Here is a 13,895-nt window from a genome sequence, read left to right on the forward strand (position 1 = left end):
CTATGTTATGCGTTCCGCGACCAGGCTGTCGACCACCGCCGGATCGGCGAGAGTCGATGTGTCGCCCAGCGCAGCGGCGCTGACCTCGCCCTCCGCGATCTTGCGCAGGATGCGGCGCATGATTTTGCCCGACCGGGTCTTGGGAAGCGCGGGCGCGAACTGGATGGCGTCGGGAGCGGCGATGGGGCCGATCTCGCGGCGAACCCATTGCACCAGCTCGCCGCGCAGCGCCTCCGACGGCTCGTCGTGCGCGTTGAGCGTGACATAGGCGTAGATACCCTGGCCCTTGATGTCGTGCGGCATGCCCACGACCGCGGCCTCCGCTACCTTGGGGTGAGCCACGAGCGCGCTCTCCACCTCGGCCGTCCCCATGCGGTGGCCGGATACGTTGATCACGTCATCGACGCGGCCGGTGATCCAGTAATACCCATCCTCGTCACGCCGGCACCCGTCGCCGGTGAAATAGCGGCCGGGGTAGGTGGTGAAGTAGGTCTGGAAAAACCGGTCGTGATCGCCCCAAACGGTGCGCATCTGTCCGGGCCAGCTCTTTTCGATGCACAGATTGCCCTCGCATGCGCCCTCCAGCGGGCGACCGTCGTTGTCGACGATCTGCGGCACCACGCCGAACAGCGGCTTGGTCGCGGAGCCGGGTTTGAGGTCGGTCGCGCCGGGCAGGGGTGCGATCATCGCGCCGCCGGTTTCGGTCTGCCACCAAGTGTCGACGATCGGGCAGCGATGATCGCCGACGACGCGGTGATACCATTCCCACGCCTCCGGGTTGATCGGTTCCCCCACCGACCCGAGCAGCCGCAGCGACGCCCGGCTGGTGGCGGTGACCCAATCGTCCCCTTCCCGCATCAGCGCGCGCAATGCGGTCGGCGCGGCGTAGAAAATCTCGACCGCGTGTTTGTCGATCACCTCCCAGAAGCGGCTCGGCGTCGGATGGTTGGGCACCCCTTCGAACATCAGCGTCGTCGCGCCGTTGGCGAGCGCGCCATAGACGACATAGCTGTGCCCGGTGACCCAGCCGACGTCCGCCGCGCACCAGAATATCTCTCCCGGGCGATAGTCGAACACGTAACGGTGGGTCATCGACACCCAGGTGAGATAGCCGCCACTGGTGTGCAGCACGCCCTTCGGCCTGCCGGTCGAACCCGAGGTATAGAGGATGAACAGCGGGTCCTCCGCCGCCATCGGTTCGGCGGGACAGTCGGAAGAGGCGGCCGCGACGAGCTGCGCATAAGGTAGGTCGCGGCCCGTCTCCATCGGGACATCGGCGCCAGTGCGGGCGACGACGATCACCCGCTCGACGCTCGGGCAGGATCGCAGCGCAGCGTCGACGTTGGCCTTGAGCGGCACGCGTTTGCCACCGCGCAGCCCTTCGTCGGCGGTGATCACCAGCCGACTGTCGCAGTCGCGGATGCGTCCGGCGAGCGCCCCGGGCGAGAAGCCGCCGAATACGACCGAATGGATCGCGCCGATGCGCGCACAGGCGAGCATGGCCACCGCCGCTTCGGGGATCATCGGCAGGTAGATGGTGACGCGGTCGCCCTTGCGCACACCGAGCGCGCGCATCGCGCTCCCCAGTCGGCAGACGCGGTTGTGGAGCTCGCGATAGGTTATGCGCCGGCTCTCCGACGGATTGTCGCCCTCCCAGATGATCGCCGTCTGATCGCCTCTCTCGTCGAGATGGCGATCGAGGCAATTGGCGGCGACGTTGAGCGCCCCGTCGGCGAACCATTCGATGCCGAAGTCCGCTTCGTCGAAGCTCCAGTTGCCGGCGACCGTCGGCGGCGTGATCCATTCGAGGTGCATCGCCTCGCGCAGCCAGAATCGATCCGGGTCGGCGGCGATCTCGTCGCACATGCGGTCGCGCGCGTCCGCGCCGATCATCGCCCGCTCCGCCCATTCGGCGGGCACCGGATAGACATGCGCTTCGCTCATCGGCGGCCCTCTCCAATTTGTTTTGCGCGAAGCTTAGCGGGGAGGGCGGGGTTGTGAAGTGGCGGTGCGCGGCGTGCCATCTTCCCTCCCACAAGGGGGAGGGAAGAGTGCCCTCCCGCTTGCCACGACCCGCGCGGGCACTAAGTCTCGCGCCATGCCGTTTCTTCTCAAATCGCTGCGCGTGCTCGGGTGGAGCATCGCGTGGCTGATCATCGTCCTCGGCCTCGCGCTGACGATCGTGCCGCCGATGCTCGACCGCATCTATTATGATGGACCGGTGAGCGGGCATTATGATGGCGAACGCTTCTTCAATCCCGGCGGTGACGACACGTTCAGGATGCCCGCGGGCCGGTCGCGGGGGAGTTTTCTGCTGCGCTGGCTGACCGGCAGCGACGACCGTCCGGCGTGGCCCGATCGGGTGGCGGTGACGCCCGGCTATGGCGACCCGCAGCTCGTCGCCTGCCCGCCGCAGGAAGCGACGCCGCAGGAGCCGTGGGCCCGCTGTAATGCAGGGTCGCTCGATCCACAGGCGATGAGCGTGACCTGGGTCGGCCACGCGACGGCGCTGGTGCAGACCGCCGGCTTTGCCATGCTCACCGACCCGATCTGGTCCAACGTCGCCGGGCGCTGGGGGATCGGCCCGCGTCGCGTCGCCGCGCCCGGCATCCGCATCGACGACCTACCCAAGATCGACCTGATCGTCATCAGCCACAATCACTATGACCACCTCGACATCGCGACGCTCAAACAATTGTGGGAGCGCGATCGGCCGCTGATCGTTACGGGGCTCGGCAACGACACGATCCTCGCCAAGGCGGGCATTCCATCGCGCGGGCTCGACTGGGGCGGCGTCGCCGAACATCCCAAGGGAGTGCGCGTGCGCGTCGAGCGCAACCATCACTGGGGCAGTCGCTGGGGCACGGATCGCAACCGGGCGTTGTGGTCGGCCTTCACCATCGATACCGGCGCGGGCCGCGTCTATTTCGCGGGAGACACCGGCTTCGGCGACGGGCGCTGGCCGGGCGAGGCGGTCGCCGACGGGGCGCCGGTGCGGCTCGCCATCCTGCCGATCGGTGCGTTTCGCTTTGCGCCGGGGATGATGAACACCGGCAGCCACGTCGGCCCGCAGGATGCGATCCGCATCTGGGACCGGCTCGGTCGCCCGCCGACGCTGCCCATCCACTGGGGGACGTTTCGCCTCTCCAACGAAGCCTATTGGACGCCGCCGCGGATGCTGGCGGAACTGCAGCGTTGCGTGGGGAGCCCGGGGGAGGCCTTTGCGGCAAAGACGATCGGTGCGGCTTGGGCGGTGCCGCCGGTGGGGGCGCGCGGGGCGCCGGTCGACGAAGCGCGGCTCGCGGCGTGCACGCAGAGCGCTGCCGTCCGCGCGTTCCAGTAACGCCGCGACGATGCCGCTTAACCCCGCGCGCCGAACCCGCTAAGCTCACGGCGTGACAGCGACCCCCGCCCCAATGCTCGCCGCGCTCGGCTCGGCGCTGGCGATGACGCTGATCGTCGGCGTGCGCTATCTCGCAACGTCCGGAGCCTTCGCGGCGGTCACGGCGCGGGTGCGGCCGGGGCTCTACGCCGGGCTCACCCCACAGATCCGCAAGGAGATCGGCTGGAGTCTCGCTTCCGCTGCCATTTATGGCGTGCCCGCGGGGATCGTCGCCTGGGGCTGGCAGACGCACGGCTGGACGCGCATCTACACCGACTGGAGCGCGATGCCGCTGTGGTGGGCGCCGGTCAGCGTCGCGCTGTATCTGTTCGCGCACGACACGTGGTTCTACTGGACCCATCGCGCCATGCACGAGCCGCGGCTGTTCAAGGCGATGCACGCCGTCCACCACGCCAGCCGCCCGCCCACCGCCTGGGCGGCGATGAGCTTTCATCCGTGGGAGGCGCTGACCGGCGCAATCGTCATTCCGGCGCTGGTGTTCGTCATCCCCATCCACGTCGCGATGCTCGGCCTGGTGCTCGGCATCATGACGCTGATGGGAATCACCAACCATATGGGCTGGGAGATGCTGCCGCGCGGCATCGTTCACGGTCCGGTAGGCAAGTGGCTGATAAGCGCCACGCATCACCAACGGCATCATGAGCGCTATCGGGGGAATTATGGCCTCTACTTCCGTTTCTGGGACCGCCTGTGCGGCACCGACCTCGGCCTTGCGTCGTGGGATGGGCATCGCGCTCGCGTTGACGCTCGTCGCGTTGAGCGCGGCGCCGTCGGCGGCTGAACCCGCCGTCGCGGCGGCGACCGCGGGCGGCCGACTGGTGCCGCTGACGCTCACCGTTGAAGGGCAGCGCAGCATGCGCGGGCAGCTCCTCGTCTGCATCACCGCCAACGCCGGAGCCTTTCCCGATTGCCGCCGCGATCCGGGGGCGACGCGGCTGGTGGTACCGTTGAGCGATGCGGGGACGCTGCGCGCGAGCCTTGCGACCGGGCGCAACTACGCCGTCGCGATCATCCACGACGAAAACGCCAACGGTCGGCTGGACAAGGTGATGGGCATCCCGCGCGAAGGGTTCGGCTTTTCGCGCAATCCCGCGATCCGCATGGGCCCGCCGCGCTTCAATGCGGCGGCGTTCCACCTCGATGGCCCCGAGGCGGAGGAGGTGCGGCTGCGCTACATGCTCTGATCGTCACGCGGCGGTGGGTCGGCCCGCGCCGCTGCGTCACGCATCGCTAGCGCCATCCCGCGCACCATCAGCGCATTGACGACCGCAAGGACACCCCCGAGGCCCGCAATGATGGCGGTAACGATCGCGGCGGTCCGTAAGCCGCCGTCGCTCGACCGCGCAATGGCCGCCGCCAGCAGCGCGATGGCCAGCAGCGCCCAGCCGATCCGCCGCGTGCGCGCGATCACGGGGGGCAGCGGGCGGTTATCCATACCCACGCTCCTACAGCGCGGCGACAGCGTCTGAACAGTCCGGCGCTCGCGACCGATTCGCTTTTTCGCGGCAAAGCTGCTATGGCGCAGGCGTTACCGATGGGTCCGCGCCGCTGTTGGAGTGCGGAACCTCTGGCGGAAGCTGCGCGCGCTTGACCTGACCATCCCACGTTCCGCGATCTCTGTCTCTCCCCGGCGCCGTGTTGGCGACGTCGGTGCCGGGATTGCTGACCGGTCGGGCCCGGCGCGCCGACGCATTCGCCAGCGATGAAAGGGCGATACATGACGGCCAAGGCGAATGCCTTCGATGTTGGCGATTATGTGGTGTACCCCAAGCATGGGGTCGGGCGCGTGGTGGAACTGCTGGAGCAGGAAATCGCGGGCATGAAGCTCGAACTGTACGTGCTGCGGTTCGAGAAAGAGAAAATGACCCTGCGCGTGCCCGTCAACAAGATCGAGAGCGTCGGCATGCGCAAGCTGTCGTCGGACAAGACGATCAAGGAAGCGCTCGACATCCTCAAGACCAAGCCCAAGGTGAAGCGCACCATGTGGTCGCGCCGCGCCCAGGAATATGAGGCAAAAATCAATTCGGGCGAGATTTCGGCTATCGCCGAAGTAACGCGCGACCTGTTCCGCCCCGAAGACCAACCCGAGCAGAGCTATTCCGAACGGCAGATCTTCGAGGCCGCGTGCAGCCGCCTCGCCCGCGAGGTCGCCGCGCTCGAGCAGATCGACGAGAAGGCGGCACAGGCCAAGATCCTCGACATCCTGCGCACGCACGCCCCGCAATATCACCCGCCGACGGGCGCTGCGGCCGCAGCTGCCGAGAGCGAGGCCGAAGCACCCGCGCAGGGTTGAGCCGGCGCCATGCCCGCGTCATCCGACGCGCGGCGTGGCGAACTGCTTGCCTTGGCGCCCTTCCGGCACTACCGCGCCGACGTCCCGTTGAGTCTTCCGACTCCGCGGGGCGTCGTCGTGCGCGTGCGGTGCTGGCGGCAACATCGGCCCTTTTGGCCCGCCCCGGGATGGTCCCGCGGGCGGAGGAAAGACCGGCGGACCCAACCGCCTGGCCGGAACATCGATGAAGGACAATTGCATGGCCTCACAGGCTCATCCGACGCGCGACGAATTCGCCGCGCTGCTCAACGAAACGCTCGGCGGCGCCGACACCCAGTTCGAAGGCCGGGTCGTCAAGGGCACCGTCACCGCGCTCGAGAACGACCTCGTCGTGATCGACGTCGGCCTCAAGAGCGAAGGCCGCGTTCCGCTGCGCGAGTTCGCGCCGCAGGGGCAGAAGGCCGACCTCAAGGTCGGTGACGAGGTCGAGGTGTTCGTCGACCGCGTCGAGAACGCTTATGGCGAAGCGATGCTGTCGCGCGACCGCGCGCGCCGCGAAGCCGCGTGGGACCGCCTCGAAGGCGACTTCTCCAAGGACGGCCGCGTCGAAGGCACCATCTTCGGCCGCGTCAAGGGTGGCTTCACCGTCGACCTCGGCGGCGCGGTGGCGTTCCTCCCCGGCAGCCAGGTCGATATCCGCCCGGTGCGCGACGTGGCGCCGCTGATGGACATCCCGCAGCCGTTCCAGATCCTCAAGATGGACCGCCGCCGCGGCAACATCGTCGTCTCGCGCCGCGCCATCCTCGAAGAAACGCGCGCCGAACAGCGTTCGGGTCTGATCCAGAACCTCACCGAAGGTCAGGTGATCGACGGCGTCGTCAAGAACATCACCGACTATGGCGCGTTCGTCGACCTCGGCGGCATCGACGGCCTGCTGCACGTCACCGACATGAGCTACAAGCGGGTTAACCACCCTAGCGAAGTCATCAACATCGGTGACACCGTGCGCGTGCAGATCGTCCGCATCAACCGCGAGACGCAGCGCATCAGCCTCGGCATGAAGCAGCTCGAGAGCGATCCGTGGGAAGGCGCGAGCGCCAAGTATCCGGTCGGCGGCGTCTTCACCGGTCGCGTCACCAACATCACCGAATATGGCGCGTTCGTCGAACTGGAGCCGGGCATCGAAGGCCTGGTCCACGTCAGCGAAATGAGCTGGACCAAGAAGAACGTCCACCCCGGCAAGATCGTGTCGACCAGCCAGGAAGTCGAAGTCTCGGTGCTCGAGGTCGACAACGACAAGCGCCGCATTTCGCTGGGCCTCAAGCAGGCGCAGTCGAACCCGTGGGAGGCCTTTGCCGACGCCCACCCGATCGGCTCGATGGTCGAGGGCGAGGTCAAGAACTCGACCGAATTCGGCCTGTTCATCGGCCTGCCCGGCGACGTCGACGGCATGGTCCACATGTCCGACATCGCCTGGGGCATCACCGGCGAGGAAGCGCTCGCGCTGCATCGCAAGGGTGAGATGGTGCAGGCGGTCGTGCTCGACGTCGACGTCGACAAGGAGCGCATCAGCCTCGGCATGAAGCAGCTCGAGAAGGGCGCTCCGGCGGTCGGCTCGGCGGGCGCCGCGGCGGGTGCGGGCCTGCGCAAGAACGAAGTCGTCACCGTCACCGTGCTCGAAGTGCGCGACGGCGGGCTCGAAGTGCAGGTCGGCGAAGACGGCGCGACCGGCTTCATCAAGCGCAGCGACCTTGGCCGCGACCGCGACGAACAGCGCGCGGAACGCTTCCAGCCGGGTCAGAAGTTCGACGCGATGGTCACCGGCTTCGACCGTTCGAAGAAGCCGACCTTCTCGATCAAGGCGCGTCAGATCGCCGAAGAGAAGCAGGCGGTCGAACAGTACGGCTCGTCGGATTCGGGTGCGTCGCTCGGCGACATCCTCGGCGAAGCGCTGAAGGCTAAGCGCGACAACTGAGCTTTCGCAAAAGCAGGTACGAGGAAAGGGGCGTCGGCGAGAGCTGGCGCCCCTTTCGCGTAAGCAGGCCTAGCTCGGCCGGTTTTTCCCATCATTGTTTTGGCCCGATCATTGCATCATTTCCCCGACTCGGACGTTGAGCGGGAAAATTCAGCTCGGGGGACGTCGATCATGGTGCGATCAGAACTGGTGCAGGAACTCGCCGAACGGCACCCGGACCTGCGGCTGCGCGATGTCGAGGCGATCGTCGACACGATCTTTGACGCCATGGTCGAAGAGCTCGCGGCCGGGGGCCGGGTCGAGCTGCGCGGTTTCGGCGCCTTTTCCGTCCGCCACCGCGATGCGCGCGAAGGCCGCAATCCCCGCACCGGCGAACCGGTGGCGGCACCGGCTAAGGCCGTGCTGCATTTCAAGCTGGGCAAGGGCCTCCACGAAGCGATCAACCCCGCCGCCTGACACTGGCACGCAATTGCGTCGGTGCCGCTGCTCTGGCAGGGCGCGCGCGTGCATCGCGTGACGCGGACGTGGCGGAATCGGTAGACGCAGCGGACTTAAAATCCGTTTTCCCCTGGAAGTGCGGGTTCAAGTCCCGCCGTCCGCACCACATCGCTCGTCGAGGGGTGGTTGGTGATCGGCTGCCGACGACGCATAACGCTGGCCATGCTCCGCCCCCGCCGCTCCCCTGCCGAAAGTCCGACCGTTCGCCTGACCGGGGGAGTCCGGTTTCGGAGGTGGTTCGCCGGAATCGCCACGGGCGTGGTCGCATCGCTCACCCTCGCGAGTTGCGGCATGGGTGGCAGCGGGCCGGTAGAGGTGGTGGTGCTGTCGCCGATGCAGCGCAGCGTTGCCGCCGCCGCGACCACGCTCTCCACCGCCGACCGCGTGCTGCTCGACTCGGTTGCGGGGCCACTGGTGCGCTTTGGGCGCGACGGTCAGATCGAACCCGCGCTGGCGGATCGCTGGACGGTCATCGACAACGGACAGAGCTATATCTTCCGCCTCAGCCGCGCGCGTTGGAGCGACGGGCGTCGGGTCAACGCGCGCGACGTGGCCGCCGCGCTGAATGCTCGACTGCGGTCGGCGCGCGCGCGCCCAGCCATGCGCGGCGAATTCGCCGACGTCGAAAGCGTCCGCGCGCTGACCGACAGCGTCGTCGAGGTGCGCCTGCGGCAACCGCGCAGCGACGTGCTCGACCTGCTCGCGCAGAGCGATGTCGCGATTCTGCGCGAGCGGCGCGGGTGGGGGCCGTTCGCGTTGGCATGGGATGGCGCGACGGCGCTGCTCCGTCCTCAGGCGCCGCCGGGCGCCGATCCGCTGCCCGCTGACGCTCAACCCGCGGTGCGGCTGCGCGGAGGCGAACCGCGCCGGGCGGTGACGCGCTTCGCCGCCAATGATCTCGACGCCGTGCTCGGCGGAAAGTTCGACAGCTGGCCCTATGTCGCGGCGGCGCGGATTGCCGAAGAGCGAGTCACGATCGATCGCGCCCCCGGGCTGTTCGGGCTGGCGGTGGTGTCGCGCACCGGCGCTCTCGCGCGTGCCGAAGGGCGGCGCGCGCTGGCGATGGCCATCGATCGCGAGCGGATCGTCACGAGCTTCGGCGCCAACGGCTGGGAGGCGCTGGCGCTGCTGCGCCGGCCGCGCGACGGCACGCCCGCGCCCGGGGTGCCGCAGTGGATCGACGCGCCCCTTGCGGAGCGCCGCACGCGCGCCGCCGCGGCGGTGACCGGCGATGACCATAGGGTGCCGCTGCGGATCGCGCTCGGGCGCAGTCCGGGGGAGCGCATCCTCTACGCCCGGCTGCGCGCGGACCTCGCGCGCATCGGTGTTGATCTGCTGCGGGTCGAGCCCGCAGCGAACGCGGACCTGCGTCTGATCGACGACCTCGCGCCGAGCGACGATCCGCTCTGGCCAATGCGGCGGCTCGGCTGCGGGCGAGGGCCGGTGTGCAATGATGCGTGGCGCGACGCGATGGCCGCCATCGCCGTCGCGCCCGATGCCGCTACCCGCGCGCAGCGTGTGACCGAAGCGGAGAGCGCGCTGCTCGACGATGCGCTGTTCATCCCGCTCGCAACGCCGTGGCGCTGGGCGCTGTCTACGTCGCGCGCGGGTATCATCGCCAACGCCCGCGGGCGGCACAGCTTGACGCACCTCGCCGCGCCACCCAACTGACCGACACCGCCAACGGGGGAATTTGACCCATGCCGACGATCGACCCTGCCGCATTCGACCGCATGGCGCAGAGCATGGGCATGAACCGGCGCGATCCGGCCGCCATCCGGCGCCGGCTCGAATGGCTGGAAATGCTGCTCGAGCGCGCGATCACGGTGCCGGGGACGCGCATGGGCGTGGGGCTCGATTCGGTGCTGGGCATGGTGCCGGTGATGGGCGACGTCGTCTCCGCCTGCATGGGCGCCTACCTCGTGTGGGAGGGGCGCAATCTTGGCATGTCGCGCTGGCAGCTTGCGCGCATGGCGGGGCGGATCGGGGTCGATACGGCGATCGGCGCGGTGCCGTTCGTCGGCGACGCGTTCGACTTCGTCTACCGCTCGAACACTAAGAATTTGAGGGCGATCAAGCGGCATCTGGACCGCCACCACCCCGCCGGGGCGACGCTCGACGCGACGCCGACGCGCCCGCTGCTCTAGCGCGCGCAGCCGATCGCCGCAGCGTCGATTGCGCTGGCCGCGCCGCGCGCCGGAAACGTACTCCGCCAGTTGCGCGCGTCGACGATGGCTGGTCGGTCCGCTCGCAGGGCGGCGAGGATGGCGGCATCCTGCGCAGGGGACGGCGCCCACAGGGTGCGTCCGTCTCCGGCGAGCGGGACGCGGGCGCCACCGACGCGCAGTGTCGCCTCTCTGACCACTCGGCCATCGGGGGGCGCGATGCTGACCTGGCCACGCACGCCGCGGTTGGGCCAATAGCCGACGCGAAGCACGCCGCCGCCGGCGCGCCCGCCGCGCGCCAGCGCCCAACAGTGCGGTACGGGCGCGTCGTCACGAAACGCCCCCCAGCGGTCGAACACACCCAGCGAAACGCGCGCGGGCACGGCTGCAAGCAGCGCCGGCGTGAGCGCGAGGAGCAACGCCGTGCGCCTCATGCGACGAAATGCACCGTCTCGCGCCCGTTTGCGATGGCGACGTAGCTTCCCTGCGGCACCGGCGAAGCGATCGGCGTGCCGCATGACGGGTGGGGTCGCCCTTCGCCCACGAGCAGCGCGCGCAGCACGGCGGCGGTGACGCCGTGGGTGACGATCAGCCGGTCGCCGCCGCGTCCCGTCTCGTCCGCCAGCCAGCATTCGAGCCGCGCGCGCACATCCGCGTAGCTCTCCCCGCCCGGCGCGACGCGGATGAAGGCGGCGTGCGCATCGCTGTAGATGGGGCCTTCGCGCGCGACGATGTCGGCATAGCTCTGCCCGTCCCAGCCGCCCATGCCGATCTCCAGCAGGCGATCGTCATATTCGACATCCGCATACTCGCGCCCAAGCCGTTCGGCGATGATCGCGATCGTCTGGCGCGTGCGCTGGGTCGGTGAGGCAACCAGGCGCAGCGGCGCGCCCGGCGCGATGCGCGACGCGAGGTCGGCGCCCAGCGCGTCGACCTGCGCAAAGCCGCGGCGCGTGAGCGGGGTATGTTCGAGCGCGCCCTGAATGCGCTTGGCCGCGTTGAAAACCGTTTCGCCATGGCGGGCGATGAACGTCGTCCCGTCGAGCAAAGCCACCCCCCTTTTCGCCCACCATCGCACCGCCTTGCGAGTCGTGGAGGCCGCGTTAAGGATGCTGTGCCAGACCGGGGGGAATCGGCCAACCGGGCGCTGCACGACGCCCAGCAACCCGGCCGAATAGAGGGTATGCAATGAAAGCGAAGATCGAGCGGGCGGTGCTGCTGCGGTGCCTCGGCCACGTTCAGTCGGTGGTCGAACGCCGCAACACGATCCCGATCCTGTCCAATATCCTGATCGAGGCAATGGGGGGCTCGGTCATGCGGATCATGGCCACCGACCTCGACCTGCAGGTGGTGGAGACGATCGACGCGGTGGTCGAAACCCAGGGCGCGACCACGGTCAGCGCGCATCTTCTCTACGACATTGCGCGCAAGCTGCCGGACGGGAGCCAAGTGTCGCTGTCGGTGGAGGACGGCATCATGACCGTCCGCGCGGGCCGCTATCAGTCCAAGCTCAAGACGCTGCCGCGCGACGATTTCCCGGTCATCGCCGAGGGCGAATTGCCGACGCGGTTCGAACTCGATGCCAAGGACATCGTGCGGCTGATCGACAAGACGCGCTTCGCCATTTCGACCGAAGAGACGCGCTATTACCTCAACGGCATTTTCCTGCATGCCTCCGACGAGGGCGCGGGGGTGCTGCGTGCAGCGGCGACCGATGGCCACCGCCTCGCTCGCTACACGCTGCCGCGGCCGGCGGGGGCGGAGGCGATGCCCGACGTGATCGTGCCGCGCAAATGCGTCGCCGAACTGCACAAGCTGCTCGGCGAAGGTGGGGAGGGCATGGTCGAGGTGGAGCTGTCCGCGTCGAAGATCCGCTTCACCTTTGGCAACGTCGTGCTGACGTCTAAGCTGATCGACGGCACTTTCCCCGACTACACCCGCGTTATCCCGACCGCGAACGACAAGCTGCTGCGGGTCGACCCGGTGTCGTTCGGTCAGGGCGTCGACCGCGTCGCCACCATCGCCAGCGACAAGACGCGGGCCGTCAAGATGCTGCTCGATACCGACAAGGTGACGCTGTCGGTGACCAGCCCCGAGAACGGCACCGCGGCCGAGGAGATCGAAGGCGATTACAGCGCCGCGTCGATGGAGATCGGCTTCAACGCCCGCTACCTCAAGGACATCATCGACCAGATCGACGGCGACACGGTGGAGGTCCACCTTGCCGACCCAGGCGCGCCGACGCTGATCCGTGAGGCGGAGGAATCGAACGCGCTCTACGTGCTGATGCCGATGCGGGTGTGATGTCGGCGGCACCTGCGTAAACCATCCTTCGCCGCGCCAGACATTGCCCCGCGCTGGCACAGGCGGAGGGCGCGTTAACGCTGTTGCGGGGTTGCGACCTCCATCGCCAAAGCGCAATCATGCACGGCAGGATGTGCGCGATCGGCTCGCGCGGCGAGGGATGGACGAGGGCGCGATGACAGGGATGCAGTTTCGCAGAGGGGCGATGGCGGGCGCTGCCGTCGCGGTCGCGCTGGGTCTCGCCGCATGCCAGCAACCGGCGCCGGCGGCGAACGCCGACGACGCGGCCGCATCGAACGATCCGGCGGTGCGTCAGGCGCTCAACCAGCCGCTGATGGTCGATCCCGACCGCGCCGGAAACACCGATGCGACCGCGGTACGCGCCACCCCGGCCGTGGCTGACGGCGGGGTGCCGGTGGTGCGGGGCGCGGGTGAACCGCGACTGGCCATCGCCGATGCGCGCGCGCTGGCGGGGGGCGAACTCACCCGCGCGCCCGCGCCGGGGGCGTGGGCCGCGCAGAAGTGCGAGGGGGCCTGCACGCGCACCGATCCGCAGGCGCGATCGGTGACGCTGGGCGGTCTCGCCCGCGAGCAGGCCGACCGCGCGGGTCGCTGCGGCACGATCACTTACGGCGACGGCTGGGCGCAGCGGCTGCCGGCAGCGTTCCCCGTCTATCCCCGCTCGGCGCTGGTGGAGGCAGCGGGATCGGAATCGACTGCCTGCGCCATGCGGGTCGTCAATTTCCAGACCCGCGTCGACATGCAGTCGCTGATGGATTTCTACTATACGCAGGCGCGGCGCGGCGGGTTCAGCGCCGAACATCTGCTCGACGGGCGCGAACATATTCTCGGCGGGACGCAGGGCGACAAGAGCTTCGTCATCTTTGCCCGGCCGATCGCGGGCGATGTGATCGACGTCGACCTGGTGACCAACGCCGGCCGCTGATCGTGCGGCAGGCGCCTAGTGCCGGGTCGCGTCGGTAGCGGCATCGAGCGCGACCGACAGCCGCTCCACCGCCCGCCAGTGCAGGTAGTCGACCGCATTGTCGCGCGCGAGGCCGGCGAGCGCGCGTGATCGCGCCGCCAGCGGGGCATCGGCACCGTGTTCCGCCACCAGCCGCGCGCAATCGGCAGCGAGCGCGCTCGACCGGCGGGTGAGGGCAGTGGGGAGGGTCGCAGCAGTCATGGCCGCCGCGTAGCGCAACGCCCCCTCCTGCGCGGTGTCGTGATAGGGTGAAGGTCGCGTCAACGCTGTTTTGATGCGACCGCGTTGCGCCC

The 13,895-nt window shown here is 68.8% G+C and carries 15 protein-coding genes and 1 tRNA gene; 11 read left to right on the top strand and 5 right to left on the bottom strand.

Annotation, left to right across the window (positions count from 1 at the left end; all coding sequences use genetic code 11):
* Entirely contained in the window at nucleotides 1-1,944 is a 1,944-nt protein-coding gene (acs, locus tag ACRYJK_RS11310) for an acetate--CoA ligase (RefSeq protein ID WP_482667688.1), read from the bottom strand.
* Between the two features lie 154 nt (nucleotides 1,945-2,098).
* Here acs and ACRYJK_RS11315 point away from each other — a divergent pair, with 154 nt between their 5' ends.
* The 3 genes from ACRYJK_RS11315 to ACRYJK_RS11325 all read left to right on the top strand — a co-directional run bounded on the left by ACRYJK_RS11315 (nucleotide 2,099) and on the right by ACRYJK_RS11325 (nucleotide 4,587).
* Complete coding sequence (locus ACRYJK_RS11315) at nucleotides 2,099-3,343, top strand: MBL fold metallo-hydrolase (protein ID WP_482667689.1); 1,245 nt, start codon at nucleotides 2,099-2,101, stop codon at nucleotides 3,341-3,343.
* 73 nt (nucleotides 3,344-3,416) lie between these two features.
* On the top strand, nucleotides 3,417-4,184 hold the full coding sequence (locus ACRYJK_RS11320; protein WP_482667757.1) for a sterol desaturase family protein: 768 nt from the start codon (nucleotides 3,417-3,419) through the stop codon (nucleotides 4,182-4,184).
* Nucleotides 4,126-4,587: a DUF2141 domain-containing protein gene (locus tag ACRYJK_RS11325; protein WP_482667690.1), complete on the top strand. Its 462-nt coding sequence runs from the start codon at nucleotides 4,126-4,128 to the stop codon at nucleotides 4,585-4,587. Before ACRYJK_RS11320 ends, ACRYJK_RS11325 begins: the two co-directional genes overlap by 59 nt.
* Here the strand turns inward: ACRYJK_RS11325 and ACRYJK_RS11330 are convergent.
* Nucleotides 4,575-4,838, bottom strand: a complete 264-nt coding sequence (locus tag ACRYJK_RS11330; RefSeq protein WP_482667691.1) for a hypothetical protein — start codon at nucleotides 4,836-4,838, stop codon at nucleotides 4,575-4,577. The genes ACRYJK_RS11325 and ACRYJK_RS11330 overlap by 13 nt on opposite strands.
* A gap of 282 nt (nucleotides 4,839-5,120) precedes the next feature.
* Here ACRYJK_RS11330 and ACRYJK_RS11335 point away from each other — a divergent pair, with 282 nt between their 5' ends.
* From ACRYJK_RS11335 to ACRYJK_RS11360, 6 genes are all read left to right on the top strand, one after another.
* Nucleotides 5,121-5,696, top strand: coding sequence for a CarD family transcriptional regulator (locus ACRYJK_RS11335; RefSeq protein WP_482667692.1), 576 nt, complete (start codon nucleotides 5,121-5,123; stop codon nucleotides 5,694-5,696).
* Between the two features lie 238 nt (nucleotides 5,697-5,934).
* The gene (gene rpsA, locus ACRYJK_RS11340; protein ID WP_482667693.1) at nucleotides 5,935-7,650 is read left to right on the top strand and encodes a 30S ribosomal protein S1; all 1,716 of its coding nucleotides are present in this window, start codon (nucleotides 5,935-5,937) and stop codon (nucleotides 7,648-7,650) included.
* A gap of 171 nt (nucleotides 7,651-7,821) precedes the next feature.
* The gene (locus ACRYJK_RS11345) at nucleotides 7,822-8,106 is read left to right on the top strand and encodes an integration host factor subunit beta (protein ID WP_482667694.1); all 285 of its coding nucleotides are present in this window, start codon (nucleotides 7,822-7,824) and stop codon (nucleotides 8,104-8,106) included.
* Between the two features lie 62 nt (nucleotides 8,107-8,168).
* A tRNA-Leu gene (locus ACRYJK_RS11350) sits at nucleotides 8,169-8,254 on the top strand.
* A gap of 152 nt (nucleotides 8,255-8,406) precedes the next feature.
* Nucleotides 8,407-9,819, top strand: a complete 1,413-nt coding sequence (locus ACRYJK_RS11355; RefSeq protein ID WP_482667695.1) for an ABC transporter substrate-binding protein — start codon at nucleotides 8,407-8,409, stop codon at nucleotides 9,817-9,819.
* Between the two features lie 29 nt (nucleotides 9,820-9,848).
* Nucleotides 9,849-10,295, top strand: coding sequence for a DUF4112 domain-containing protein (locus tag ACRYJK_RS11360; protein ID WP_482667696.1), 447 nt, complete (start codon nucleotides 9,849-9,851; stop codon nucleotides 10,293-10,295).
* On the opposite strand, the gene ACRYJK_RS11365 is transcribed toward ACRYJK_RS11360, so the two are convergent.
* On the bottom strand, nucleotides 10,292-10,732 hold the full coding sequence (locus ACRYJK_RS11365) for a hypothetical protein (protein ID WP_482667697.1): 441 nt from the start codon (nucleotides 10,730-10,732) through the stop codon (nucleotides 10,292-10,294). The two genes, ACRYJK_RS11360 and ACRYJK_RS11365, sit on opposite strands and share 4 nt — an antisense overlap.
* A gap of 11 nt (nucleotides 10,733-10,743) precedes the next feature.
* Nucleotides 10,744-11,367, bottom strand: a complete 624-nt coding sequence (locus ACRYJK_RS11370; protein ID WP_482667698.1) for a histidine phosphatase family protein — start codon at nucleotides 11,365-11,367, stop codon at nucleotides 10,744-10,746.
* 134 nt (nucleotides 11,368-11,501) lie between these two features.
* Between ACRYJK_RS11370 and dnaN the strand changes: the two genes are divergently transcribed.
* Together dnaN and ACRYJK_RS11380 are read left to right on the top strand one after the other, a co-directional pair.
* Nucleotides 11,502-12,617 carry a DNA polymerase III subunit beta gene (dnaN, locus tag ACRYJK_RS11375; RefSeq protein WP_482667699.1) on the top strand — a complete coding sequence of 372 codons (1,116 nt, stop codon included), beginning with the start codon at nucleotides 11,502-11,504 and terminating at the stop codon, nucleotides 12,615-12,617.
* 175 nt (nucleotides 12,618-12,792) lie between these two features.
* Entirely contained in the window at nucleotides 12,793-13,563 is a 771-nt protein-coding gene (locus tag ACRYJK_RS11380; RefSeq protein WP_482667700.1) for a hypothetical protein, read from the top strand.
* A gap of 15 nt (nucleotides 13,564-13,578) precedes the next feature.
* On the opposite strand, the gene ACRYJK_RS11385 is transcribed toward ACRYJK_RS11380, so the two are convergent.
* Nucleotides 13,579-13,803 (bottom strand): hypothetical protein, encoded by a 225-nt coding sequence (locus ACRYJK_RS11385; protein ID WP_482667701.1) that lies wholly within the window; start codon nucleotides 13,801-13,803, stop codon nucleotides 13,579-13,581.
* Nucleotides 13,804-13,895 lie beyond the last annotated feature (92 nt).

The organism is Sphingomonas sp. BLHR8, assembly GCF_056821725.1.

Bases quoted from the DNA above. Each gene is read 5' to 3' on its own strand.
- acs (WP_482667688.1), bottom strand. From the start codon at position 1,944: ATGAGCGAAGCGCATGTCTATCCGGTGCCCGCCGAATGGGCGGAGCGG.
- ACRYJK_RS11315 (WP_482667689.1), top strand. From the start codon at position 2,099: ATGCCGTTTCTTCTCAAATCGCTGCGCGTGCTCGGGTGGAGCATCGCG.
- ACRYJK_RS11320 (WP_482667757.1), top strand. From the start codon at position 3,417: ATGCTCGCCGCGCTCGGCTCGGCGCTGGCGATGACGCTGATCGTCGGC.
- ACRYJK_RS11325 (WP_482667690.1), top strand. From the start codon at position 4,126: ATGGGCATCGCGCTCGCGTTGACGCTCGTCGCGTTGAGCGCGGCGCCG.
- ACRYJK_RS11330 (WP_482667691.1), bottom strand. From the start codon at position 4,838: ATGGATAACCGCCCGCTGCCCCCCGTGATCGCGCGCACGCGGCGGATC.
- ACRYJK_RS11335 (WP_482667692.1), top strand. From the start codon at position 5,121: ATGACGGCCAAGGCGAATGCCTTCGATGTTGGCGATTATGTGGTGTAC.
- rpsA (WP_482667693.1), top strand. From the start codon at position 5,935: ATGGCCTCACAGGCTCATCCGACGCGCGACGAATTCGCCGCGCTGCTC.
- ACRYJK_RS11345 (WP_482667694.1), top strand. From the start codon at position 7,822: ATGGTGCGATCAGAACTGGTGCAGGAACTCGCCGAACGGCACCCGGAC.
- ACRYJK_RS11360 (WP_482667696.1), top strand. From the start codon at position 9,849: ATGCCGACGATCGACCCTGCCGCATTCGACCGCATGGCGCAGAGCATG.
- dnaN (WP_482667699.1), top strand. From the start codon at position 11,502: ATGAAAGCGAAGATCGAGCGGGCGGTGCTGCTGCGGTGCCTCGGCCAC.
- ACRYJK_RS11380 (WP_482667700.1), top strand. From the start codon at position 12,793: ATGACAGGGATGCAGTTTCGCAGAGGGGCGATGGCGGGCGCTGCCGTC.
- ACRYJK_RS11385 (WP_482667701.1), bottom strand. From the start codon at position 13,803: ATGACTGCTGCGACCCTCCCCACTGCCCTCACCCGCCGGTCGAGCGCG.